General features: G+C 54.6%; 19 protein-coding genes. 14 read left to right on the forward strand and 5 right to left on the reverse strand.

All coding sequences use genetic code 11. The features are described from left to right. Positions 1-195 precede the first annotated feature (195 nt). The gene (locus JWG43_RS04505) at positions 196-1,323 is read right to left on the reverse strand and encodes an ABC transporter ATP-binding protein (RefSeq protein ID WP_205241626.1); all 1,128 of its coding nucleotides are present in this window, start codon (positions 1,321-1,323) and stop codon (positions 196-198) included. A 516-nt stretch (positions 1,324-1,839) separates the two neighbouring features. On the opposite strand from JWG43_RS04505, the gene JWG43_RS04510 reads away from it, so the two are divergent. The 3 genes from JWG43_RS04510 to cobT all read left to right on the forward strand — a co-directional run bounded on the left by JWG43_RS04510 (position 1,840) and on the right by cobT (position 5,587). Next, positions 1,840-2,436, forward strand: coding sequence for a hypothetical protein (locus tag JWG43_RS04510; protein WP_205241627.1), 597 nt, complete (start codon positions 1,840-1,842; stop codon positions 2,434-2,436). Positions 2,437-2,563: 127 nt separating this feature from the next. Beyond that, positions 2,564-4,312 carry an ARMT1-like domain-containing protein gene (locus JWG43_RS04515; protein ID WP_205241628.1) on the forward strand — a complete coding sequence of 583 codons (1,749 nt, stop codon included), beginning with the start codon at positions 2,564-2,566 and terminating at the stop codon, positions 4,310-4,312. 195 nt (positions 4,313-4,507) lie between these two features. Beyond that, entirely contained in the window at positions 4,508-5,587 is a 1,080-nt protein-coding gene (gene cobT, locus JWG43_RS04520) for a nicotinate-nucleotide--dimethylbenzimidazole phosphoribosyltransferase (protein ID WP_205241629.1), read from the forward strand. A gap of 110 nt (positions 5,588-5,697) precedes the next feature. Here cobT and xseA read toward each other — a convergent pair whose 3' ends face one another. After that, positions 5,698-7,029: an exodeoxyribonuclease VII large subunit gene (gene xseA, locus JWG43_RS04525; RefSeq protein ID WP_205241630.1), complete on the reverse strand. Its 1,332-nt coding sequence runs from the start codon at positions 7,027-7,029 to the stop codon at positions 5,698-5,700. Positions 7,030-7,467: 438 nt separating this feature from the next. Between xseA and JWG43_RS04530 the strand changes: the two genes are divergently transcribed. From JWG43_RS04530 to JWG43_RS04540, 3 genes are all read left to right on the forward strand, one after another. Continuing rightward, positions 7,468-8,160 carry a YfgM family protein gene (locus tag JWG43_RS04530; RefSeq protein ID WP_205241631.1) on the forward strand — a complete coding sequence of 231 codons (693 nt, stop codon included), beginning with the start codon at positions 7,468-7,470 and terminating at the stop codon, positions 8,158-8,160. Further along, on the forward strand, positions 8,157-9,017 hold the full coding sequence (gene panC / locus JWG43_RS04535; protein WP_205241632.1) for a pantoate--beta-alanine ligase: 861 nt from the start codon (positions 8,157-8,159) through the stop codon (positions 9,015-9,017). The genes JWG43_RS04530 and panC overlap by 4 nt, the downstream gene beginning before the upstream one ends. A 72-nt stretch (positions 9,018-9,089) precedes the next feature. Continuing rightward, a complete protein-coding gene (locus JWG43_RS04540; protein ID WP_205241633.1) occupies positions 9,090-10,289 on the forward strand; it encodes an aminotransferase class I/II-fold pyridoxal phosphate-dependent enzyme in 1,200 nt (399 codons plus the stop codon). A gap of 61 nt (positions 10,290-10,350) precedes the next feature. Here JWG43_RS04540 and JWG43_RS04545 read toward each other — a convergent pair whose 3' ends face one another. Beyond that, positions 10,351-11,154 (reverse strand): class I SAM-dependent methyltransferase, encoded by an 804-nt coding sequence (locus JWG43_RS04545; RefSeq protein ID WP_205241634.1) that lies wholly within the window; start codon positions 11,152-11,154, stop codon positions 10,351-10,353. Positions 11,155-11,479: 325 nt separating this feature from the next. Here JWG43_RS04545 and kdsB point away from each other — a divergent pair, with 325 nt between their 5' ends. The 8 genes from kdsB (at position 11,480) to JWG43_RS04585 (ending at position 23,776) form a co-directional block, all read left to right on the forward strand. After that, positions 11,480-12,238, forward strand: coding sequence for a 3-deoxy-manno-octulosonate cytidylyltransferase (gene kdsB, locus JWG43_RS04550; RefSeq protein WP_205241635.1), 759 nt, complete (start codon positions 11,480-11,482; stop codon positions 12,236-12,238). Between the two features lie 218 nt (positions 12,239-12,456). Continuing rightward, a complete protein-coding gene (locus JWG43_RS04555; RefSeq protein ID WP_205241636.1) occupies positions 12,457-14,808 on the forward strand; it encodes a gluconeogenesis factor YvcK family protein in 2,352 nt (783 codons plus the stop codon). Continuing rightward, positions 14,805-16,550, forward strand: a complete 1,746-nt coding sequence (locus JWG43_RS04560; protein WP_205241637.1) for a hybrid sensor histidine kinase/response regulator — start codon at positions 14,805-14,807, stop codon at positions 16,548-16,550. Before JWG43_RS04555 ends, JWG43_RS04560 begins: the two co-directional genes overlap by 4 nt. After that, complete coding sequence (locus JWG43_RS04565) at positions 16,547-16,912, forward strand: response regulator (protein ID WP_205241638.1); 366 nt, start codon at positions 16,547-16,549, stop codon at positions 16,910-16,912. The genes JWG43_RS04560 and JWG43_RS04565 overlap by 4 nt, the downstream gene beginning before the upstream one ends. Then, positions 16,905-18,869 (forward strand): hybrid sensor histidine kinase/response regulator, encoded by a 1,965-nt coding sequence (locus JWG43_RS04570; RefSeq protein ID WP_205241639.1) that lies wholly within the window; start codon positions 16,905-16,907, stop codon positions 18,867-18,869. The genes JWG43_RS04565 and JWG43_RS04570 overlap by 8 nt, the downstream gene beginning before the upstream one ends. Before the next feature lie 353 nt (positions 18,870-19,222). Further along, positions 19,223-20,224, forward strand: coding sequence for a J domain-containing protein (locus tag JWG43_RS04575; protein WP_205241640.1), 1,002 nt, complete (start codon positions 19,223-19,225; stop codon positions 20,222-20,224). Further along, complete coding sequence (locus JWG43_RS04580; protein ID WP_205241641.1) at positions 20,221-21,987, forward strand: ABC transporter ATP-binding protein; 1,767 nt, start codon at positions 20,221-20,223, stop codon at positions 21,985-21,987. Before JWG43_RS04575 ends, JWG43_RS04580 begins: the two co-directional genes overlap by 4 nt. Then, positions 21,980-23,776 carry an ABC transporter ATP-binding protein gene (locus JWG43_RS04585; RefSeq protein WP_205241642.1) on the forward strand — a complete coding sequence of 599 codons (1,797 nt, stop codon included), beginning with the start codon at positions 21,980-21,982 and terminating at the stop codon, positions 23,774-23,776. The genes JWG43_RS04580 and JWG43_RS04585 overlap by 8 nt, the downstream gene beginning before the upstream one ends. A gap of 113 nt (positions 23,777-23,889) precedes the next feature. Here the strand turns inward: JWG43_RS04585 and JWG43_RS04590 are convergent, their stop codons facing one another. Both JWG43_RS04590 and JWG43_RS04595 read right to left on the reverse strand, forming a co-directional pair. After that, the gene (locus JWG43_RS04590; protein WP_205241643.1) at positions 23,890-24,705 is read right to left on the reverse strand and encodes a substrate-binding periplasmic protein; all 816 of its coding nucleotides are present in this window, start codon (positions 24,703-24,705) and stop codon (positions 23,890-23,892) included. A gap of 144 nt (positions 24,706-24,849) precedes the next feature. Continuing rightward, positions 24,850-25,278 (reverse strand): ABC-type transport auxiliary lipoprotein family protein, encoded by a 429-nt coding sequence (locus JWG43_RS04595; protein WP_338033232.1) that lies wholly within the window; start codon positions 25,276-25,278, stop codon positions 24,850-24,852. Positions 25,279-25,489: the final 211 nt, after the last annotated feature.

Consider the following 25,489-nt stretch of genomic DNA (forward strand, 5'->3'; position numbering starts at 1 on the left):
ATCTCTTCAGAAGCGGCTCCAGTTTCCTGGCTCTTTGTCGGGCTGTTCAATGTAAACCTCGGGATCGTGGTTATATGCCCGCGGTTACATCCGCCAACGCGCTGTGATTCAGGGAAAATGATTTCGTTTCTGGTCAGACACCGATCAAGGTGAATATCCCGGTCGGTGGAACACGAATGCCCTTTGCCGCCAGGGCTAATCGTCCTGATCTTCGGTGTACAGTTCAAGGATCGATTTCTGGATATTCCTGTAACTGATGGCTCCAGCAAGGTCGCCGTTGTCATCGATAACCGGTAGGGCACTGAGGTCATGCATCAGCATGGCGGCCAGAGCATCGCGCACCGGCTCTCTTGTTCCCAGGGTTTCGGGAAATTTTTCCGCCAGTTCTCCCACTCTGCCCTGCTCATATTTCAAATTTTTTGGTGTGATATAACCGATGGGCTTGCTGTTTCTGATCACAAAAGCAAAGGGCAACCGCCGTTCTTCCATCATCCGCAAGGCCTGCGGGGCTTCTTCATTGGCCTGGAGCAGATTTTTCGGAGCGGGGTTCATGGCGTCCCTGATGCGCAGAAGTCCCAGGACCTTCAGGGCCCGGTCGGCCCCCACGAAATCGGACACGAATTTATTGGCCGGACGCATCAGGATGGCTTCCGGGGTGTCGTATTGCACCAGAAGCCCGTCCTTGAAAATGGCGATTTTATCGGCCATTTTTATGGCTTCGTGGATGTCGTGGGACACAAAGGCAATGGTTTTCTTGAGTTTACCCTGGAGCCGGAGAAATTCATCCTGGATCTGGTCCCGATTAATGGGATCAATGGCACCAAAGGGTTCATCCATGAGCAGGATGCTTGGATTGGCCGCAAGCCCGCGGGCAACGCCGACCCGCTGCTGCTGGCCGCCTGAAAGCTCGACCGGATAGCGGTCTCGGTAGATTCCGGGGTCGAGATTGACCAGATTAAGCATCTCATCGATCCGTGCCTTGATTCTGGCCTTGTCCCACCGAAGCATCCGAGGAACCACGGCGATGTTTTCGGCTATGGTCTTGTTGGGAAACAGGCCAATCTGCTGGATCACATATCCCATACCCAAACGGAGCTGCTGAGGATTCATGGACATGATATCCTCGCCATTGACCTTGATAGTTCCCCGGGTAATGGATTCAAGCCGGTTGGTCATCCGCAGCATGGTTGTTTTGCCGCACCCGGAAGGACCGAGAAACACAGCGGATTCACCATCTTCGATGGTGAATGTAACATTGTTGGTGGCGGTTACCGCTTTGCTGCCGGCGCCGTAGATTTTGGTAACGGATTCGTATTCAATCAAATCTCCCTCCGTAATGAATGGGGGTTCCCCGGATCTGTGATGGCTGGTTCGGGCTTCCTGTCCCCGGCAGCAAACAGGACATCAGATTGGTAGCACAGATAGAATCGCTCACCGGGTGTAAAATCAAAAGTCCATGACTTTGGACCTGGAGCCGTTTGCACGGTCACAAAGGGGGGAAGGATAGATGATGCTTCACTTGATTATACAATATATGTTTAACATATAAAATATACTCGCATAGAATAATAAATGCAAGCCCCTTGTCAGAACCTGTGTGCAGCCTGAGTCCGTGACGGCTGACGTGACCTGACGTACGGACAGGTCCTACGGATCCATGATGTTGATGTTGCGGGGGAGCAGTTTCACGGGCAGTGAGTGCCAGCAAAGAAATTTTCACACCGCCCGGGAGGATGTGGGCAGTCGGTTTAGCAGTTCACTTTTCTGTGCTCCTGTGGTAGGAGTGTGCTTTTGAGTTGAACTGTCAGCCACGAGAACATTGACTTACCCCGTGAATCCATGCCCACTCCTTCCTGTTCCGTTCTGTTGATCAAACAGACCGAGCAAGCGCTTACCGGTTTTGCCTCCCTGCTACAGTACGGGATAGTGTTCCACAGAGACCGTCCGGTGGATCTTGTCCCTTTTCTTCTTGATCTTCCAGGTTTTTCCAAAGAATATATCGAAAGGACCGTGCAGACCATTTTCATTAACGGGGTGGCCGCCGATAGTCTCGACCGTGAACTGCCCCCGGGAAGCACCCTGGCTTTATCCGCAGCCATGCCCGGACTTGCAGGTGCTATTTTTCGTCGTCAGGGTTTGCACGGATCCCTGCGCAGCCAAACCCCGGAAAAGCCGGTTGCCCCACCGGGCCAGTCCGGCTATATCACATTGAAGTTATTCAATATGATTGCCGCAGACCGCATTCTCGATTTACTGAAACACGGGATTTGTGTGACCGGTCTTTCTTTGGTTGCTTTTGCCGCCAACCGTGAGGCACTGCTGCAACCACCGGCAGCCCTTTTTCTGGACCACGAGCCCGTGAGTCCCAGAGAGTTGCTCCAGGCAGCGGTCAACCGTCCCTTTCTTACTGTCCGGGCCAGTCTTTTACCCGGTTGAGCGACGAGATTTCAGACCTGGGAGCCAAGGCCAGAGGGACTGAACCGTGATCTCACCCGGCAGGAAAGAATGAGTGCCGGCAAGGTCTGGAACAGGTCGAAAGGCTATTGAAAAGAGGAACACTGCTATGAACCAAGTACCGCGATATGTCAGAGGACAGGATCCGGACCGGGATGCCTGGCTCACCAATTTTTTTACCGAGAACCATCTTGCTTATGAAGCCTATCCCGACATGGTGGCCTCTCCGGAACAACTGAAATTCATGGTCCATCTCGACGAGGAGGACATGTACTATCCCTGTTCCGATGAACTGTTCAACGCCATTATGGAAAAACGGGCGGATACAACCCTGACCTCCGCGTATATCGGTATCTGGACTCGACTGGAAAAACTGGTGCATGAGGTGGTCATTGATTCGTACAAACAGCGCTACCTGCTCAGCCTGCTGACGATTAAATTCAATCATGAGATCGCTCATAAGGTGCAGCTGCCCGGCCGGGTGGAAAAAAGACTGCTGGGTATTTTCACCACCATCAGCGAGATCGACCGACCTCTGGCCGTGGAGCGAGAACTGGAAAATAAACGGGCCGCGGCCTTTCTCCAATCCGATGTTTTTGACAAATTGTTTAATTCCCCGCAAGGACTGGACATCACGGATGACAGCACTTTAACGGAAATTGATCTTAATCTGCATCTGCTCAAGCTCCGCCGTTTGCTCCTGCTTTCAGCAATGCGTCCCATCTGGCGACAGGACGATCCACCGGACGCTGAAGTTATCCGCAAGGTGATCAACGCGCCCTTTGAGACCCCGGAATGGGAATGGTTCTGCAACTGGCTGCGGGATGTGATCTCCGGTCGCAGGCGACCCTGTATTCTCTGGGTCGGTGGTCGTTCCGGAGAGATTGTTTTTGATATCGCCATTCTGCGTATTCTGATGAAAATCGGTATCAAGGTGATTCTGGCGGTCAAAGTAGGATTTTTCTACCATCGGGTCTCTTTTGTCGATCTGCTCGAGGATCCTGTTCTCAACGATCTGCTCGAGGATGCCGATGTCATCGCCGATGCCAAGATCTCCAAAAACCAACTGCTGCGGCACCTGGACAGCGAAAACCGACTGCTGGTCATTTCCGACGGGACCCGTGAACCCTTCAATCCGTTGTTGACTTCGGTCACCTATGCCCGTGCCTTCAAGGAGGCTGATCTGGTTGTTTTTCGCAATCCCGGTGGGCGGGAAACCATCACCAACCACTTCCAATTCACCCGTGACATCCTGTCCATTGTTCCAGGTGACGACGGCCAGATCGATATCCTGCTCAAACCGCATCATCCCAAGGCCGTTCGGTTTTCCCGCGATAATCTCCGTCGCCGGGCGGAAGCACTCATCGACATGACAAAACGGGAAAAAGCCCAGGGCAAAGCCATCATGTTTTATTCGGCCATTGTCGGCTCCATCCCCGGTCAACTGAAGACGGCCAAGGAGATACTCAACATCTTTGTCGAGCACCTCCGTTCCTCCCTCAACGATGTGGTGATCATCAATCCTGGAGAACACTTTGTCGAAGGCATGGACGCCGATGATATCATGTATATGTGGGAGATTTTTCAACGGTCCGGAAGCATCGATATCTGGCGTTTTCAGAGTGTTGACGATGTTGTCAAGTCCTTTGAACTCATGGGCAGAAAGGTACCGCCGGAATGGACCGGGAAAGATGCCACCTATTCCACGGGCTGCACCAAAGAGATGGAAATCGCCATGCAGATCCAGAAGCAGTACCCGGAAATGCAGCTCATTGGTCCGCCCTATGAAAAATTTCAGCGCCGTAAGGAATATGGTGTTGGCAAACTGTATGACCGGACCCTGGCCGGCAGTGAATAAGACCTGAATCCGTAACGGCTGGACGCGCATGGATGTCCCGAAGGGCGGCTGGTGAAAGTTTTTTCAAAGGGTTTAGCTGCAATGACAAGATGAGTACTGCACGATATATCCCAAAAAACGTCCAGCCGTCATGGATTCAGGCTGAGCATTGGAACCATTCACTTCAATCAATTCATCCCCTCAAAGGATCAGAGCATGTACACTGAAAACGCCCTGAGTTTTCTCGATGCGACTTTTCGCGGCATATACCCCCAGGACCTGGAATTTCGCCTCCAGGCCGAGGAGCGTCTCAATCAGCTAACCATGCCGCATTGGGCATTGGGCGATCTGATGGATCTGGCGGTGGATCTGGCAGGGATGACCCGTTCCCTGCGGCCGCCGGTGGGTCGAAAAAAAGTGGTGGTCATGGTCGGCGATCACGGGGTTGCCGCTGAAGGCGTGTCGCAATATCCAGCCGAGGTGACAACCCAGATGGTTCATAACTTCGTTCGTGGCGGTGCCGGTATCAATGCCCTGGCCCGTCTGGCCGGGGCGGAGGTGTGCGTTGTCGATGTGGGGGCGGTGGACGATTTTCCCGAACTGGTTGCCAACGGATCGGTAGTTGCAAGAAAAGTCGGTCGGGGCACAGCCAACATGGTCTACGGACCAGCCATGACCCGGACCCATGCTGTCATGGCGGTTGAGGTTGGGATCGAGGTTGCCAACCTGCTGGCCCCGGAAGTCGACATTTTCGGCACCGGAGAAATGGGTATCGGCAACACCACGCCAAGCGCCGCCATCACAGCGGTTCTTTCCGGCCGCAAGGTCGAGGAACTGACCGGACGGGGCACCGGAATCGATGATCAGCGGTTACGTCATAAAATCGAGGTTATAGAAAAAGCCATCGCCAGAAACCGACCTGATCCCAAAGACGGCCTCGATGTCCTGGCTAAGGTGGGCGGCTTTGAGATCGGAGCGCTTGCCGGCCTGATCATCGGGGCGGCGGCCAACCGCAAGCCTGTGGTGGTCGACGGCTTTATTTCCACCGCTGGGGCGATGATCGCCCAGAGTCTTGAACCTTTTGTCCGCGATTACCTGATCTGTGCCCACCAGAGTGTCGAACCCGGCCATGGGGTCCTTCTCAACCAGCTACGCCGCCGTCCTCTGCTCGATCTCAATCTTCGCTTGGGAGAGGGGACCGGGGCTGCTTTGGCCATGCATCTGGTCGATGCCGCGGTGGCGATCCTCACAGAGGTCGCCACCTTCAGTGAAGCTGGAGTCAGCGGGGCGGAATGATCGCTTTGTTTTCGAGTGGGTGGTTCTTTTTTTCAGCTCTTTTGTTTGCGGGGAAAAAGTATTCAGACCGGGTTGCGGTTATGGCCGCCTTGAACAGGAAGTGCGGCTGATTATTTTTTCTCTTCAACCCGGCATGTCAGCCTTCCCTTGTGCAGGAGCACTTCCACTGTCTCGCCCTGCTGAACCTGGCTTTCAGCGGTGACCACGGTTTGCTTTTGACCGATCTTTCGAACTATTGCATATCCTCTAGCCAGAGTGGCCAGAGGGCTGACCGCATGCAGGACGCCGGCCATACGGTTGTACTGATCTTCCCGGGTCTGAAGGAATGATTTGATCGCCTGAATCATCCTGCCGTGCAGGGCCAGCAGCCTCTGCTCATTAAGGTTGAGCCGATGGACGGGACTATGTCGCTGCAGCCGATGGGCCAACATGTCGAGGTCCCGTTTTTTATCGGCCAGCAAACTCGTCATGGCCAATTCCAGGTTGAGACTGAGTTGATCGAGGCGCAGGGTCAGTCTGTCCAATGGTCGCGAGGCGGATTCAATCCGCTGCCGGGCCAGAGCCAGGCGCTGCTCCTGGCGATTGATACAGCCGGCCAGGGCTCTTTGCAGGCGAGTGCCGACACTGGCCACATGCCGTCGCAGGGCAACCATGTCAGGAATCAGTATTTCCGCGGCCGCACTGGGAGTCGGTGCCCGCATGTCCGCGGCAAAATCGGCGATGGTGAAGTCTATTTCATGGCCAACGGCACTGATCACCGGCAGCGAGGAACGACGAATTGCCCGTGCCAGTTCCTCATTGTTGAAGGCCTGCAGATCTTCGAAGGATCCTCCTCCTCGACAGAGGGCTACAGCATCGGTGACGACCCGGGCATTGATCTCTTCCAGGGCGAGGATTATTTCCGCGGCGGCACGGTCACCCTGCACGGACACCGGATAGATGGCGATGTCCAGGGGCGGAAAACGGCGGGTGGCGATGCGGATAAAGTCATGAACCGCGGCGCCACGAGGAGAGGTGATCAGGGTAATGTGGCGGGGTACAGAAGGGGGCGGTCGTTTCAGATGCTCGTCGAACAGTCCTTCAGCCGCCAGTTTTTGTTTTAACAATTCAACCTGGCGGAGCAGATCTCCGGTGCCCTGAAAGTCAATGGCGTCGACAATCAGCTGGTACTCGCCTCTGGGCTCGTACACGGTTATTCTCCCTCGACAGATGACCCTGGCCCCGTCTCGAGGTGTTTCCTGGAGGTACCGCTGCTGCATCTTGAAGAGGACGGCCCGGATCTGCGCGTTGTGGTCTTTGAGCGTAAAATACAGGTGGCCGGAATAGGGCTTGTGCAGATTGGAGATTTCGCCGATAACGCTGACAAAAGGATACCGTTTTTCCAGTAAGGAGCGAATAGAGCCACTCAATTCGGCAACAGTGAGAATTATCTGTTCAGTCATGGAATACTTTGTGGGATATCATGTTCAAAGTGAACCTCCTGGGTCTGTGAGGTGCGGCCGGGAAGCGGCTTTTCCACTCTGAGTGTGCATTGTTTAATGCTTTTTTTGCTGGTCTCTGTATAATTGCTGTTTTCTGTATTGCTGAATCCGTGACGGCTGGATTGTTGTCTTGGTTGTATTTTGCTGTAATAACATTATAATTGTAGTGAAATACTTGATAATAACCTGCACCAGTTGCCCTGCGGGGCGTCCGTCCGGACGTTCACGCATTCAGGGTGTCATCCGGGATAGTGTTTTTTATCCCATACCGGTTCAAAGCGCCGCACGCAGCACGATCCGGTCCTTCTGTACCTTGTTCTCAAGGCAGGTGCAACGATATTTCCCTGCTTCGCGCCGACCTTGGAATCAACCTTTTCTGTCCACAGGAGCACGCAGTGTATGGCGGAACAGAGTCCTTTTGACCGTAGAAATATTGAGCCGCCGCGCATGGCCCATTCACAGGGACTGCTGGATCAACTCAATCTACCACCTGCTCTGGTCAATTTTCTCTATCAGTATCAGCGGGTCATCTGGGTGGTGGTGACCGGAATTGTGATCATCGGTATCAGTTATGCTGCTTATACCTCATACCAGGACCAGCGTTTCTCCAGGGGCCAAGCCGCTTATGATGCAGCCCAGCGGGCCGGTTCCGATAACAGGCCGCAGCTTGAAGAGGTCGTGAGGCATTACGGCGCCACTCCCTCCGGAATATGGGCCAGGGTTGATCTGGCCCTGCACGATATTCGTGACGGCAACCTTGCAGAGGCGATCTCGCAGTTTGAAATCATCCGATCACAACTCGATGCCAAGTCGCCTCTTAAACCGCTGGTTCTCGGCAAACTGGGGGTCCTTTATGAAAATACCGAGAACTTCAACAGTGCTCTTGAAGTATACAGAGCTCTTGGTGCCCAGGCCGGGTTTGAAGCTGAAGCACTCCGGGCCCTGGGGCGGGTGTACGAGCAACAGGGGAATCTTCCTGAAGCTCTGGCCATATACGAGCAATACCTGGCCATGACAGCGACCGGTCAGGAATTGGATGATCCGGTACGGGAGATGATCGAATTCAGACTCAACCAATTGAAAAACCAATGAACATATTTAAAGAACCAGGTGAAATGCATGCCTGGGCAAGAAAACAGACTCTGGCCGGGAAAACCATAGCCCTGGTGCCGACCATGGGTTTCTTCCATGAAGGCCATATTGCTTTGATGCGATTGGCCGCCTCCCGGTATGATCTTGTGGTTGTCAGCTTGTTTGTCAATCCGACCCAGTTTGGCCCCAATGAGGATCTGGACAGATACCCCCGCGATTTTGAACGTGATATGGTTCTGTTAAAGGGAGAAAAGGTGGCGGCGGTGTTTGCCCCGACACCCGAGGAAATGTATCCTCCCGGATTTCAGACCGAAGTGCAGGTGCGCACTGTCACAACGCATCTGTGCGGTCGAAGTCGTCCGCATCATTTTGCCGGTGTGACCACCGTCGTCACTAAACTGTTCAATATTGTCCAGCCCGACGGCGCGGTTTTCGGTGAAAAAGACTTTCAGCAACTGGCGGTCATTCGTCGGCTGGTGAGCGACCTGAACATCCCGGTTAAAATCATCGGTCATCCCATCGTCAGGGAAGCTGACGGTCTGGCCATGAGTTCACGCAATACCAACCTTGATCCGGCCAATCGGGCGGCGGCTCTCAGCCTGTCTGGCGCTCTGCGGATGGCCAGAGAAATGGCCGGTCGTGGCCAGACCTCGGTAGCGGAGCTGCAGGAAGCCCTGGAGAACTATATTCTTTCTTTCTCCGCAACGGCCATCGATTATGTCAGTTTCGTTGATTGTGACTCGCTGGAACCGGTGACCAGGGTTGATGAACGGACGGTCCTGGCCCTGGCCGTTCATGTAGACGGAAAGGTCCGTCTGATCGACAATGGGTATGTCATGCCTCGTACCGGGGAATGACCATTGCCGACCGAGCTGCACCAGGAACAGACGTGCAGTCGAACAAACATTATGCCATGAAGAGGTGTACACGTGCCCGGTTTTGAAGTCTTTGGGGAAGAAGAACGGCAACAGGTGCTCGAGGTGCTGGACAGCGGAGTGCTGTTTCGCTACGAATTTGCCGCCCAACGTCAGGGTGTGTACAAGGTGCTTGAATTTGAAAAGGCTTTTGCCGCCTATACCGGTGCCGGGTATGCCCAGGCCGTGAGTTCAGGAACCGCTGCTCTGAAGGTGGCCTTGATGGCCCTGGGGGTCGGGGCCGGCGATGAGGTTATCACCCAGGGGTTCACCTTTGTCGCCACCTGGGAGGCAATCCTTGATTGCGGGGCTGTGCCGGTTTTCACCGAAATCGACCTGACCCTCAATATGGATCCGACGGACCTGGAGAAAAAAATCACTCCCAAAACCCGGGCCATAATTCCGGTTCACATGCTGGGGGCCCAGGCCCGGATTGAAGAGATCAAGGCCATTGCCGATCGTCATGGCATACCGGTGATTGAAGACACTGCCCAGGCGGCTGGTGGGCGCCTGAAGGGAAGACATCTCGGCACCTTTGGTGCCTGTGGCACCTTTTCTTTTGATGCGGTCAAGACCATGACCACCGGTGAGGGAGGGATGTGTATCACCAGCGACGAAGTACTCTGGCGGTGTATGTCCGAATACCAGGATCATGGCCATGATCATGTGGCCAATCCCGGAGGACGCGGTGGTGAGGGCCGCTCTTTTATCGGTTTCAACTATCGGATGATGGAGGTTCAGGGGGCCATCGGTCTGGCTCAGCTGGCTAAACTCGACAGTATGGTTGTAGCGCAGAAGAACAATAAAAACTTCCTCAAGGACGCTGCAGGTGTTCTGCCCGGTGTCAGCTTCCGGGAAATTCTTGATCCCGAAGGGGACTCCGCCACCTTTCTCACCTTTATGCTGCCTGACAGGGAGCAGGCCATCGCGGTGGCACAGGTTCTGCGTGACAGCGGGGCCGGTGCGGTTCACTGGTGTGAAAACACCTGGCATTATTATCCTAACTGGGAGCATCTCCTGGCCGGTAAAACCCTGTGCCACAGCGGCTGGCCGCTAGCGGTCCATGGCAAACGCCGGGTTGTCTACGATGCCGCGGCCCTGCCGGCCTCGGCGGCGATTATGGATCGTACGCTGACCTACCAGGTGCCTGTCGTGATGACTGAAGAGATGAAAACACGCACCAGCAAAGCCCTGCAGGCAGCCGCCCGGGTGTAGCATGTAGCCGCCGTCCTTGTCCACGATACACCGCTTTGAGTCGCTCTCCGAGTTCAGCACTTCAGAGCGGTGGTGCACCCTGTATTTTTCCCACATAGATATCAAAACGGACAGCCTTTCCTTTGAGGGAATACGTCGGGGGAAGAGTCAACAGAAAAGGTCCCTTGAGCGGCCGTTTGACCACCACCTTTTTCACCTGAAGCGCCAGGGCCGCCCGCAACAGATGCTCTGCATCCTTTTTCCGGTCATGCAGCAGCTGTAACAGGCGAAGTTCCTGTTTAACCTTGGCCGATTTGGAACGTTGCGGAAACATCGGGTCCAGGTAAATAACCTCGGGCTGTTCACCCGTTGTTGAGAAATAATCAAGAACATCGCCAACAGTCAGATGCATGCGTGCGGTGATGGCTGCAACCTGTGGGGAACGACCTGCCCGCTGCAGGCCATCACGCAGCAGCGCGGCAATGATGGGATGGCGTTCAAACAGGTGGACACGGTATCCCGCAGCGGCGAGCAGAAAGGCATCACGGCCCAGGCCAGCGGTGGCATCGATAATCATCGGTGCGGCATGGTGATGAATTTTAACCGCCCGGACCAGCAGCTCCCTGCCGGGAGACAGCCATCGTCGCCGAAAATGCGGTGTCTCGAAATCGACCCGAAGACCACCGGCCAATTCCGGATCATCCGGTCGGCACAACTCAAGTCCGCCAGGGGTGAGTCTGAGCAGGAGGCCTTGATGGAATCGATCATCGGTACGTGGCAGATTGACAAGGCCGTTCAGTGCATCGAGGTGCTGGCAGGAGCAGCGGGGGTCGATATACAGGGGAATCGGTACATCAGGTGTCAGGGGTGAAAAGGTGTCGGGCATGCGAAATTTCCTGGCAGCAATTGTTTCCGGGCCTGCCGGGTTGGCAATCACCTGGCGTCCGCTCTGAACGGGCGAGTCGAGCTGGTGGCGACGAGGATCACACCTGAATCCGTGAAGGCTGGGTTTTTTTGGGTATATCTTGCTGTAATCAGGTTGTAATTACAGTAAAATTTTTGACCATACCTTTCGCCAGCCGCTCACGGATTCAGGTCTAAGTGAATGGTTTTTTTGCTGATTGCCTTTTATCAGCTTGCACTGTATCATATTTGTATACGTTGAGACAACGCATGCCCGTATTTTGTCAATCCCATGGGCAGGGTGGACTATGAGCACAAAGCCTCCCGGAATCACCGCTATCATTCCGGCACGTTACCATTCGAATCGTTTTGAGGGCAAACCTCTGGCGCTGATCAATGAAAAGCCCATGATTCAGCATGTGGTGGAACGCGCCCTGCAGGTCGAACTCCTTTCCCGGGTCGTGGTGGCAACCGATGACCAACGAATTGCCGACGCCGTGGCCTCCTTTGGAGGTAGCTGGGTCATGACCCGAGGTGATCATGCCACCGGCACCGACAGATTGGCGGAAGCTGCCCTGCTGCTGGATATCTCTGATCAGGAAATCATTGTCAATATCCAGGGGGATCAACCCCTGTTTCCAGCGGAAATAGTCGAACAGGTCGCCCGTCCCCTCGTTGACGATCCCGCTCTGCCCATGTCGACCCTGATCTATAAAATCGTCCGACCGGAAGAAATCAGTGATCCAAACCATGTGAAAACTGTTTTTGATTGTCATCATAACGCACTCTATTTCAGCCGGTCGCCGATTCCTTTCCAGCGTGATCCCGGTGCGGGAGTTCAACCGACGTATTATAAACATCTCGGTTTTTATGCCTATCGGAAAGGCTTTCTCGTGACCTTTGTCGGTCTTCCCGAAGGACAATGGGAGCGTTTCGAAAAGCTGGAGCAGCTCCGTGCTCTTGAATTCGGGTATACCATACGGGTCGTCCTGTCCGATCACGATTCCGTGGAGGTCGATACCCCTGACGATCTTCTCAGGGTGAAAAAGCTGCTCTCAGGGTTATGAGGCCTTTGCGGGTGTTTACCCACAAAGGGGATATTGCATACTGCATCAAGGCGCACCGGCAAATGCCTCCGCCGACATAGAGGTCCTCCGCCGCGGAGCACATTTGCCAGCGCAACCGACAATCAGTGGGATGGAGCCTTTTCTCGATGGGCATCAGCGAGTGTTCCATCGATCAACATCGATAAAACCTCGTACCAAGGGGAGTCATACCGCAGGATATGGGAGGACAACAGCAGCTCAGATCCCAGTTGCAGCAACTGACCTCGCAGGGTTTTTCCGTTCTTGATGTTTTGCCTGAAAGCAGCCTGGCGGAAAAAATCATAGCTATACTCATGGGTCGAGCCCCTGATTCGCTTGCGCCAACAGTATTTTCTCTGTTCCATATCCTTAAAAATCGGATAAATAATCTGGATACAAGTCGAACCCGGGTCGTGGTCTTCGGAGGCGGTACCGGCCTGTCCAATGCAATCGGGGGGGATTCCCGGCGATTGAGCTGGGCGGAGCAGCCTTTTACCGGCCTGAAACAGGTGTTCCCTCTGGTCCATTCAGTGGTTTGCGTCACCGATGACGGCGGTTCCACCGGTGAGCTGCAGAAGGATTTACCGCTCATCGCCCTGGGTGATCTTCGTCATGTGCTGATATCATCCATTCGTCGGGAAAACCTGACCAGGGAATACGGTCTTGACGCCGCAACTGCAGCACAGACAGCAGCCGCACTGCACACCCTGTTCAATTATCGTTTCATCTCCTGCCCCGTTTCTTCACAACAGATGTTTGCCGATACGGGTATGGACCCCGGTGACCTTCCTCCCTCCCTGGGTGCATATCTCGAAGCGCTGACCGCCCGGCTGTACACCGATGTCCGGCTGACGCCAACGCTGTACCGGCCCCAGTGTTTGGGAAATCTGCTGCTGGCATCAGCCATATACAAGCAGCTGGATGGCTCATTGACCACTTCCCGATTGCTGGCCTCGCACCAGATTGTTCGCACCGCCACCATCCGGGGCCTGGCCGAGTTGTCGGCCCGGCTGGGGGTGCAGCCCAATTCGGTGCTGCCCTGTACCACCACGCTTTCTCAGTTGCAGATGCTGTATGGCAATGGTGTCCTGGTCACCAGTGAATATAAATCCAGCCGCGCCCGGCGCGGGTACCCTGTGGACCGCGTGCTGGTGGATTTTAGCCGCGCCCCTTTTCTCCAGCCGGAGGTCGTGCAGCTGGTCCAGCGGGCTGATATCATACTTTTTGCACCAGGCAGCCTGTATACCTCGATCATTCCCATTCTCCAGATCCCGGGGCTGGCGGACGTGATCAGAAGTAACCAGACCGCTCTCAAGGTGCTGGTCGCCAATATCTGGGTGCAGAAGGGGGAAACCGACGCAACCCGCGATGCTCCGGAGAGAAAATTTTATGTCTCCGACCTGATTCGAGCCTACCATCTCAATATTCCCGGCGGGGTTGATCATCTTTTTTCTCATGTGGTGTCCATCGACATGGGCGATATACCGGGTTCTGTTCTGCAACGGTACGCCCTGGAAGACAAAGCGCCGATCTACGTTGACCGTGGGCGTATCCGCGGCCTTGGCTTCGGCTCGGTGGAAGGGAGAATTTTTTCAGAAGACCTGTTGCGGCAACGCGGAGTTATTCAGCATGACCCTGATGCTCTGGCAACGGCGATACGCGGCCTCTGGGCTCTGAAGCAGACCGGGTTTCTCGATCAGCCGGATCGCAGGGAGACATTGCCCGATGCCGATTTCCCCTCCCGGAGGAAATATTTTCCCCGATCCACGCCCAGCCAGCGCTACGAGAAAATCCGTTCCCTGCTTCATTACCTGAGCACCGAGCTGATGTCCGCCGGATCTGTCACCATGGTTAAAATGACTGAAGCGGAGCGGAAAAGGCTGCTGGATAGGGTTGTCGAGATCATCTGGCTGCATCCGGATATTCCCCTTGAGCATCTGCAATACATTCAGGGTATTACACTCGTTGCACCGGAATCCTGGAAACGCTGTCAGCAATGGGACAATATTTTCTCCTTTTACGATCCGAATGATCAACGGATCAAAATCCGCCGTGACCAGGCGGAAAACCTCAACCGGTTCGAAATGGTTTTTCTGGTCGCTTTGGGCCAGTCGCTGCTGGGAAATTATGCCCGGGAAAAGCAGATGACCGACCTCCTGTCCGGTTCGGATCTCGTTGGCAGGATGTACCAGTTGTGGGTCACGGAACCAGAGCTGCTGGTGAGTTTTCTCACCTATGATGACATTGACACCTACCTGCGTTTGTCCCGCATGCATAATCTGCGGCCGCAAGAGCGGTTATACACCCGGGCGATTAATTTTAACGAGGGTTTTACCCCGCCGGGCTTGTTTTTCGGTCTTTTTTACGCATGGTATCTGGACAACAGGTTTGCCCCCAATATAGAATACAAGATGTCCATCATGCGTCATACGGTCTCCGATCTGATCCCTGAACAGGCGAAGATTTATGGCCGCCGTCGGGCGATGATCACTTTTTTTCGGGAAAGAGTCTTCAGGCAATCTCCCCCTCTGCTTAGTGGAAGCAATACATGACCATCACCGTATTAACGGTTCTCTGTCTCCTCCTGTCTGGCTATGCGGCAGTCACCATTGTTCTCTATCTGGTCACCATCCGCCCCCGGCTCCGAAGCCTTGCCGAGCAGGGTGCTGCGAAAGAACAGGTATCTCCTCAACCGGATCCGACTCCGGTTGCCGAGCAATCTGCCGGTGAATTGCCGGCTGAAGAGTGGCGTCTCACCTTTGACGCTATTCTCGATCCGGTTGTCATTCTCGATCTCGATCTTGCCATTGTCAAAAGTAACCGGGCCGCCGTGGAACTGCTTTCCGCGGATAACGGCTCCATCGAGGGAAAAACCTGCCACCAGCTGTTTGCGGGTATCGAGTCCCCTTGCCGACTCTGTCCCATACCCTCTGTCCGCCGGGAGCAGCAACCTGTGCGCCGGGAGATCTATCATCGGTTCCTTGGCCGCACCTTTTCAGTTTCCTGTTCCCCGATTCTCCGCGAGCAGAAGATTGTCGGCTATGTCTATACAGCCAAGGACATCAGCCTCCAGCGCAACCTGGAAAAACGACTGGTCCACGCCTACAAACTGGAAGCCATCGCCACCCTGGCCGGAGGTATTGCCCATGATTTCAACAATATTCTCGGGGCGGTCCTTGGGAATGCTGATCTGTTGCTCTATCGATTACCCTCGAAAAAAACTGCAGACAGCCCGACTATCGGACCACCTGTAACTCCCGAGGAGATAGTCGAGCATGTTCAGGCTATCAAGCGAGCCGGTAACAGGGCCAAGGATCTGGTCAGCCAGATTCTGGCCTTCAGCCGTCAATCCACTAACCAGCGCCAAAATCTCCTCCTTGGACCGGTGGTTAAGGAGGCCTGTCGATTGTTGCGAGCCTCTCTGCCGGCGACCATAGAACTCAAAGTCTCGGTGGCCGGGGAACTCGGCATGATTCATGCCGACCCGTCGCAGATCCAGCAGGTACTGATGAATCTGTGCACCAATGCCGCTCAGGCCATCGACACCCGGACCGGCGGAGTCATAGAAATTGCCTTGCGGGAAATTGAGACCGGTAAGGGTGAAGAACTTCGCTATCACAAATTGACCCCAGGCAGGTATGTCGTGCTGACCGTCAAGGATACAGGCAAAGGTATTCCCGCCGAGATGCTCGAGCGAATTTTTGATCCCTTTTTCACCACCCGCGATGTCGGGGAGGGCTCAGGCATGGGCCTTGCTGTTCTCCATGGGATTATAGTTTCCCATGAAGGCGTTATCGACGTGCAATCGGAGGTTGGTAAAGGATCGGTGTTCACGGTCTTTTTTCCAAGGGTTCAGGATAAAGAGCCGATGGACGAAAATCATGTGGACACCATGCCGCAGGGCAGTGAAACTATCCTCTTTGTCGACGATGAAGAAGACATTGTGCAGATGCGGACGAGAATGTTAACATATCTGGGCTATCGAGTGTTGCCGGCGACCAGTCCGGAACAGGCTCTGGCGTATCTGGCCAAGGAGGATGAGAGGATCGATCTGCTGGTCACGGATCATACCATGCCAAGGATGACCGGATTGCAGCTTGCTGCAGAAGTTCATGCCAGACGACCGGATCTCCCCGTGATCCTGTGTTCCGGCTACAGTGAGGCGGTGACTCCGGAAGAGGCTCATGACGCGGGTGTGAGCCGTTTTCTCGCCAAACCGGTGGACATGCGGATGCTCGCCATGACCATTCGGGAAATTCTGCCTGAGCGGAACCAGAAAGAGGAAGGAGTATGAGGATTCTTGTTATTGATGATGATGAACAGATCCGGATCCTGCTGCGACAGATGATGGAATGGGCCGGACATGAGGTGAGCGAGGCCGGCAACGGCCGTGAAGGAATGCTCAAACAGCGGCAGCAGCCAGCCAACCTGGTGATCACTGATCTGATCATGCCCGAACAGGAGGGGCTGGAAACCATCACTACGTTAAAAAGAGAATATCCCGATATCAAGATCATCGCTATTTCAGGTGGCGGACGCATCGGTCCGGATGCCTACTTGCCGGCGGCCCGTGAACTGGGGGCGGACAGAGTGTTCTGTAAACCTTTTGATATCCGTCAATTGGTGGATGCGGTTCAGGAGCTGCTCAATGACTAAAACCCATGTTCTGGTTGTCGATAACAGTCCTGTCATCCGCAGGATTCTCAGGTATGTTCTCGAGGCCGAGGGTTGTGAAGTCCAGGTTGCTGAAGATGGTCTCGATGCCTTGGACTGCATTGCCCGCCGGCGTCCTGATATCATATTCACCGATCTGATCATGCCCCGCATCGACGGCGAGAAACTCTGTTACATTGTCCGACATTCTCCTGAGCTGAAAGACATTTTTCTTGTCGTTCTTTCCGGTGTCGCCTTGGAGGATAATGATAATGCCCTGCAGACCGGAGCTGACATCTGCATTGCCAAGGGACAGTCCGGGATAATGAAGACTCATGTCCTGGCTGCTCTGGAGCAATATCGTAGCGGCCGGCCTGGTGACAACAGCATCCGAGGTCTGGATGGGCTGTTTCCCCGTGAGGTGACCCACGAACTGCTGGTCAGTAAAAAACATCGGGATATCATTCTGGCGAAAATGACCGAGGGCGTGGTGGAACTGAATCATGAGGGCCGGATTGTTATGGCCAACGGTGTTGCCGTGACCCTTTTCGGACGGCCCGAGGCCAGGATTCTGGGGAGCCCCCTGGATCAGTTTCTGCCGGAGGCGGCACAGCAACGGCTTGCCGACTGGATGGAAATGTGCGCAGCCTCGTTTGAGTATCTGCCGCTGGTCTTCGGGTATGATGATCCCATCCATTTGGAGGATCGGGTCATTACCTGTAATCTGGTCCCTGTGGCCGAGGATGACAGTTTTTTCATCATCGGCATTCTCCAGGATGTCAGCCGACGCAAGATGTTGGAGCAGCGTCAGCGCCAACTGGAAATAGAACTGCAGCGAATCCGCAAAATGGATGCAATGTCACTGATGGCCAGCGGTATTGCCCATGATTTCAATAACCTGTTGACCATAATCAACGGGAATATCGAGATGGCTCGGTATGTCTGCCACGACGACAATGTGTCCCAACTCCTCAACGAATCCGCCAAAGCCCTCGACCTGACGGTCCAGTTGATCCGTCAATTCACCACGTTTTCCGACAATTACCTCCCGCGGAAATCCGAAGTCCTTCTGGGCAATCTCATCGAGGATGTTTTCCAGCACGAACTGAAGGGAACCGATATCAAATATCATATAGAATCCGAGCAGGGAGACCTGGCTATCTCCCTTGATCCTGTTCAGATGCGTCAGGTTTTTGTCAATTTGGTCCGCAATGCCATGGATGCGATGGAAGGCAGCGGCCAGGTTACGGTCCGAATTGACAGGGTTGATGGCGCGGCTGAATCAGCCCGTTCTGGTCTGCCCCAGACCACTGGAGAGGTTGTTCGGGTGACTTTTCATGATAGCGGCCCCGGTATCGATTCTCGTATTGTCGATCAGGTCTTTGATCCCTATTTTTCGACCAAACAGAAAGGGGCGCAAAAGGGAATGGGATTGGGGTTGACCATAGTCCATGCCATTGTGAAAAAACATGGCGGCCGGGTCCGTATCGAATCGTCAGTCGAGGGTTGTACGGTTTCTCTCTATTTCCCCCGTTATCCTCCCCTTATGACAAATGCCGATTATTTTTCAGGAACAGGTAAGGATGCCGCCCGCCGTGTTCTGGTTATGGATGATGATGAGATGATGCGCCTTATCAACAAAAAAATGTTTGAGTATTTCGGGTGTCGCGTCAGCCTGGCTGCAAACGGTGAGGAAGCCGAGGCCTTGTATCGGGATATGATCGAAGCAGGTCAACGATTTGATCTGGTCCTGCTTGATCTCCGGATTCGCGGGGGCATGGGCGGCCTGGAAGTCGCCCGCTGCATTGAAAAAATCGATCCGGAAGCCGTCATGATCGCCATCAGTGGCGATACCGACCATGAGGTCATTCAGGATTACACCGCGTATCCGTTTGCCGATGCCCTGGCGAAACCCTTTTCCATTGACGCTGTCGAGGATATTATCAGGCGGTTTCTCTGATTGTGGGTCCTGCGGTCGTGTCGGGATGGCCGCAAGAGGACCGAAGTGGCCCCTCTTTTTTCCTCCCCGTTTTTTCTGGTGCAGGTGGACCGACGGAGTTGCACCGGGTTTTCTCGATCCGTGAGCATCCATCCGCACGCCCCCAAGTGCGGCTAGTGAAAGTTGTTTTCAAGCATTTCGCTGAAATTATATGATGATTACAGTAGTGAAAATGCAAAACAAACGTCCAGCTGTCACGGATGATTCAGGGGTTTTTTAAGCACGTTTACCGGCACCTCCCACCTGCGTACTCCACAAGAAGCGGGAGACAGGGAGTGCAGGTAAGCGGTTCTTTTTTTCCATTGGTTGGTATCATGTATTTAGCCAGAACAGGCGCCGGGTTATGGCGTTACCGCTATGTACTGCGCGAATCCTATCGTCTGGGAGATGTCTATGTTTTTCGCGACCTGGCTGATCTGGGTCGCGATCCTTCGCGTTTCATCGTCTATAGTGATGAGACCTCCTTTATGATCGATGAGGATTTTCTGCAACGCTTGCGGCATGAGGGGGTCCAGGTTCCGGACACCGAACTGGAAGACCTGCTCTTTCCTTTTGTCGATCCCTATATCCAGAACCGGCTGCAGCCTTTCCGTCATCGGAACAGATACCGCAATTGGGCACCGGTGGGCAGTCGTTTGCGCGAACGGGCCATGGCCGAGACCCACGTCATTGATCGCAGGCGGCTGCATTTTCTCCGTCTAGGCCGGACCTCAGCGGAAACGATTGCCAAGACACCGGCCATGTATGCGGTCCTCCTGGATAAATCACGGGATGAGATTGAACAGTTGATCATGCAGCGTGAACAAGCCCTTCCGGCCAGGGAATACCAGCAGTACCTGTTCGCTGTTTTTGATCTGCATCGACATTTCAAGGAGAGTTATGCCCGCTCCATGCCTGAAGCCCTTAATCGGGAGCAGCTTGACACCCTGTTTGTCGATGCTGTCTGCCGCCTGGCCCGTGACCAGGATTTCTGGCAGGGATTCCCGCAGGGAGACTCTTTGCCTGCCTACCTGATCCGCTACCTGATCATGTATTTTGATGCCGCCCCGGATGGACCGGTTTTTCGGGCCGGATTTACCCGGCCACGTTCACGGCGGACATTCCATTCCGTAGTTGTCACTGGTGGGATGTCCCGCCAGCAGGCCATGGCAATATTCGGACTCAGCAGCACTCAACTAGCCGCTCTGCGGAAAAACGATCTTACCCGCCTGTATCGTCGCAAAGCCCATGAATTGCACCCCGACAAAGGTGGCGAGAGCGAGCAGTTTATCCGTTTGACCGCTGCCTATAATGAACTGCTGCCCTCTCTTCCATGACCGATTCTACTCCCGGCGGCAGCGGCGATCAGGATCAAGGGCGCCCGCTGCAGGTGGTGCTGCCCATTTTTCGGACGTACTGGTTTCGTCTGACTCTGGGGCTGCTTGCCCTGGTGGCAGTGGATTTTCTCCAACTTATTATTCCCCTTTTTGTCAAAACAGCGGTGGACGAACTCGCGGCAGGAACGGCCACCTCTCCGCAGCTGCTCAAACTCAGCCTCGCTGTCTGCCTGGTAGCGATTTTTGTTGCTGTTCTTCGCTTCATCTGGCGCTATCTGATCATCGGTTTTTCCAGGATTCTCGAGAAGAAGCTACGTGATCGGCTGTTTGCCCATGTCCTGCGCATGGACCAGCCCTTTTTCGAGCGCTATACGGTCGGCGACCTCATGGCCAGGTCGGGCAACGACATGGCAACGGTCCAGATGGCCTGCGGCATGGGGCTGGTGGCGGCGGCCGATGCCCTTGTCATGTCGACAGCGGCCTTGGGATTCATGCTTGCCATTGATGTCAAGTTGACTCTGATCGCTCTCTTGCCCATGCCCCTGCTCGCAATCTGCACCAGAGTTCTTTCCGGTCGTCTCCATCACCGTTTCAACCTGGTTCAGGAACAGTTTTCGCTGTTGACCGAGTTCGCCCGCACCACCCTGGTGTCTGTTCGTCTCATCAAGGGGTATGCGCTGGAACGGTTTCAGGAAGGCCGATTTCAGGTCCTGGGAGAACAGTATGTGCGCGGCAATCTCAGGGTCGCTGTCATCCAGGGGCTGCTGTTTCCCATTGCCACCCTGGTGGGTAATATCGGCATGCTACTCATTCTCTATTACGGCGGTACCCTGGTCATCGAGGGCCGCCTCACCATTGGCTCCTTTGTCGCTTTTATCAGTTATCTGTACATGCTTATCTGGCCGATGATGGCTATAGGCTGGGTTGCCAATCTTGTTCAGCGGGGTATGACCAGTCTGCGGCGGGTTCAGCATCTCCTTGAACAACAGCCGGTGGTCGACACCGGCCCGACTCTGCCTCTGCCTTCGACGCCTGCCACGACCTACTCCTGCAGAGGTCTGCACTTTACCTATCCATCCGCCACCCAGCCGGCGCTCAGTGACATTACCCTGGACATCGGGCCAGGAATCCTTGGCGTAACCGGTCGAACCGGGTCAGGTAAATCAACGCTTTGTAAACTGCTCCTGCGTTTGTACCCGGTGGCCGATGGCACCCTGTTCTTTCGCGGGCAGGACGTCAACCACCTCGCCCAGGCCGACATTCGCAATTGTCTGGCCTATGTCGGCCAGGAACCGGTGGTATTTGCCGAGACCATTGAGAGAAATATTGCCCTTGGCAGGCCGGAGGCAACGAAGGAGGAGATAGAGGCCGCGGCGCGTGCCGCAGCCATTGACGCCGATATCCGCGCCTTTACCGATGGGTATCAGACCGTTATCGGTGAACGGGGCGTGCAGCTTTCCGGCGGCCAGCGGCAGCGGCTGGCCTTGGCTCGAGCCCTGCTGTGCGATCGGCCCATGCTGATCATCGACGATGCTCTATCCGCCATTGATGTTGAAACCGAGCAACAGGTCCTGCAGGGCATTCTTTCCCTATTCCAGAAAAAAACAGTTCTGCTTGTTTCTCATAGGATCAATGTGCTGCGCCACGCCGACCGGATTGTCCTCATCGATGCCGGGAGAATCGTCGGCCAGGGAAACCACGAGGCTCTCCTCCACCATTCATTTTATCGCGCCATGACGGAGAAACAGCAGGGCGATGCATAATTTCGGCTATTCGGAAGAAGGGCAGGTCACATCCATAAGCGATGTCCGCCTCTGGCAGCGGATTCTGGCCTACAGCCGCAGGCATGTTCTCGGCCTGAGCGGAGCGGTGCTCCTTTCTCTGATCGTCACCGTTGCCACCCTGAGTCTGCCGAGACTGATGCAGATGGGTATCGACCAATATATTGTCATTGATGCCCTCGGCAGTGTCGAACGTGTGGCCGGACTGGGTCGGATCGCCTTGTGGTATGGGCTCCTCATAGGTCTGATTTTTTTCACGACCTTTTGCCAGATGGTGCTGCTGGAATGGATCGGGCAATCAATCATGCACCGCCTGCGGCAGCATCTCTTTGCTCACCTGCTCACCCTGGATCTCGTGTTTTTTCATGACCAGCCCGCCGGACGCCTCGTCACCCGGCTGACCAACGATATCCAGAACATGCACGAAATGTTCACTTCGGTCATGGTCACCCTGTTCAATGACGGTCTCAAACTGGTGGGCATCTTCTGTTTTCTCGCCCTGATGAACGTGCGGTTGGCCCTGATCATGGCTGTCTTTGTCCCCCTGGCCCTGGTGGTCACCGTTATCTTCTCCCGTTTCGCCCGGGAAAAGTTTCGGGCAATCCGTACCCAGACCGCAAAAATCAACTCTTTTCTGGCCGAATCTCTGGCTGGTGTCGGTGTAATTCAGGTTTTTGGCGGCCAAAAACACAGCAGTGCGGATCACCGTGGCTTGACCGACGAATACCTGCAGCGCAGCTTTGGTCAGATCAGGGTCTTCGGTATTTTCATGCCCTTGACCGAATTGATGAGTTCCGTAGCCATAGCCCTCATTCTCTGGTACGGGGGCGGCGAGGTCATCCGCAGTCAACTGACCATTGGTGAATTAGCGGCATTTCTCTTTTACATGCGGCTCTTTTTTCAACCTCTGCGGGAACTTTCCCAGAAGTATTCGATTGTCCAGTCGGCCATGGCCTCGGCAGAGCGTATCTTTCAAACCCTGGATACCCGTTCTCATATGTCCGTCCTTGCATCGGATTCATCGCAACCTCTGAACCGCAGCGGTGCGGTTGAATTCAAACAGGTGCGGTTCGGGTACAAGCCGGATCAACCGGTACTCAAGGATATTAATTTATCGATTGCCCCGGGAGAAACTGTTGCCGTGATCGGTTCGACCGGATCCGGAAAGACGACGCTTATCTCCCTTCTGGTTCGATTGTATGATCCTCAGGAGGGCACGGTGTCCATTGATGGCAGTGATATTCGTTCGCTGCCCCTGGTGACCCTGCGCCGGCATGTCGGTATCATTATGCAGGATATTTTCATCCTGCCTGATACGGTGCGGGCAAATATCGTACTTGACGGTTTGCCCGATGAAACAAAACTCCATCAGATCCTGGCGCAAACCGGTTTGAACACCTTCGTCGACCGACTGCCCCAGGGCTTGGAAACCCGTATAGGTGAAGGTGCTCTCAACCTTTCCCTGGGAGAGAAGCAATTGTTGTCCTTTGTCCGGGCTCTGTATCGCGACCCCGCCATTCTGGTGCTGGATGAGGCTACGGCCTCCATTGATACCGAATCGGAGAATATGCTCGAGCGAGCGATAGAGGCTGGTTTCCACGGGCGGACTTCCCTGGTGATCGCCCACCGTCTCTCCACCATACGCCGCGCGAACCGGATCGTGGTTCTTGACCAGGGGCAAATCGTGGAACAGGGCAGCCACGATGAATTGATGCGACATCAATCCCTGTACTACCGGCTGGTAAAGATGGATACGCAGGATGCGGGATGAGCACGTCCCCGGGCAAGGCACCACCGCACGGTTGGCGGGCACAGGTCAGACAGCCTCTTGCTTGCCCCTGGTGAACGTGGGCCGGAAGAGGAGACTGTGCCGCCCGATCGGGTTTACGAGCCGGAACCGTCCTCGGCATGTTGATACAAAGGGATGAAACGTTCAAGCAGCGGTCCCAGTTCACCACTTTGCCGCAGGTCCAGCAGATAGCTTCTGGCAGCCTGCAGCAGGTCTTCATTGTCCGGATGGACGACCCAGGCCAGTTTCTCACTGGTCATCGGTGTCCACCCGGACGTCAGGCCTCGGTCGATATGGAGTGAAGCGTAGTACAGATTGGTGGACATTTCATGGATGAATGCATCAATGGAATAGCTGAGTAAGGCCTGGACCCCCTCCGGAACGCTGGGGAACATGAAGGTTCTCCCCTTTCGGTCGAGGGTATTGACAAAATGTTCGCCAGCGGTGCCGGTAACAGCACCGAGACGGACGTCCCTGTCACCCAGATGACGCGAATCAAGGCCGAGCCGGGTGAAATCGGTGACGCGGACCAATGCGACCTGGCCGGATGCCAGGTACGGATCAGTGGCGCGTCCTCCCTTTGCCTGAGCTTCATCGGTGGTGATTCCGGACATGATGATATCAATGGTGCCGTCGGCAAGGGCCTGGAACAGATCCGAGCGGGGCAGTTCGATGAAAGCGGGTGAAGAGTTGGTGAAACGGGCCAGATCAGCGGCGAACTGGATTTCCAGGCCGGTAATTCTGCCATCCTTGCGATACACATAGGGAGGGGCATCCGGGGCGATTCCGATCCTGAGAACAGCCTGGTGTCTCTCTGTACTGGTCAGGGACATGGGATGCGGTAGTGAACATCCCTGCATCAATAGGGCGAGCGGCAGCAGCAGTAAAAGAAGGGGACGGAAAAAATGCATGGTTTCCTGCAAAAAGGTTGTCGTCAAAACCAGCCGGTAACATCAACGATGCAGCTACACGACTAAAAACTCTGTGACTGTTCAGATGAGCGACGAATTGGTTCTCTTCGGCGCGTATCACTGATGATCCGAGTGTTGATCAGCTCACGGATCCAGGGTTTGTTCAGAAGCATCATCGCTCTTTTGTGCCAACTGATGGTCGGTCCGGAGAGCCGTGGCGATTTCCTCGCTCAGGTTGGCGATTGCCCGGGAAGCGGCGTCCACATATCCTGGGTAATCGGGGGTGTCCATGGTCAGCGCCTGTCGAAAAGATTTTCGTGAGACGATGCTCTTCTTGTCGATATCACTGATGGTGGCAACGGCGAGGATGGTGAAGAACTGTTTATCCCCGCTGAATTCATTGAGTTCAACTTCCACCCAGCAGTTCCCGCTTTGTCCTGAACCCCAGTGAATACGTGGTTCCTTAAAACAGTTTTCGCAAACTTTTCCAGCCCGCCAAGGAGGAGGGCTATTATAACATATTAAAATTACATCATTATTTTTTTCGGTGGCTTGTCGATTTTTCTTGACAATCTATAAAAGGTCGAATCGCCTTTTCTTTGTAAAATCAAACACTTACAAAGGAGAAGCGCCATGTCCGTCAAAAAAATCGTCAAACGTACCCGCCAGGAAACCCAAACATTCCGTCGAATCAAAATGCGTGCTCATCTCAATGCCGATGCCCTCTTTGCCATCATCCGTAAGGATCTGCAGCGGGTGCCCGATCATCGGGCCGCCAATACAT

Source organism: Desulfobulbus alkaliphilus, assembly GCF_016918545.1.
Classification (GTDB): domain Bacteria; phylum Desulfobacterota; class Desulfobulbia; order Desulfobulbales; family Desulfobulbaceae; genus Desulfobulbus; species Desulfobulbus alkaliphilus.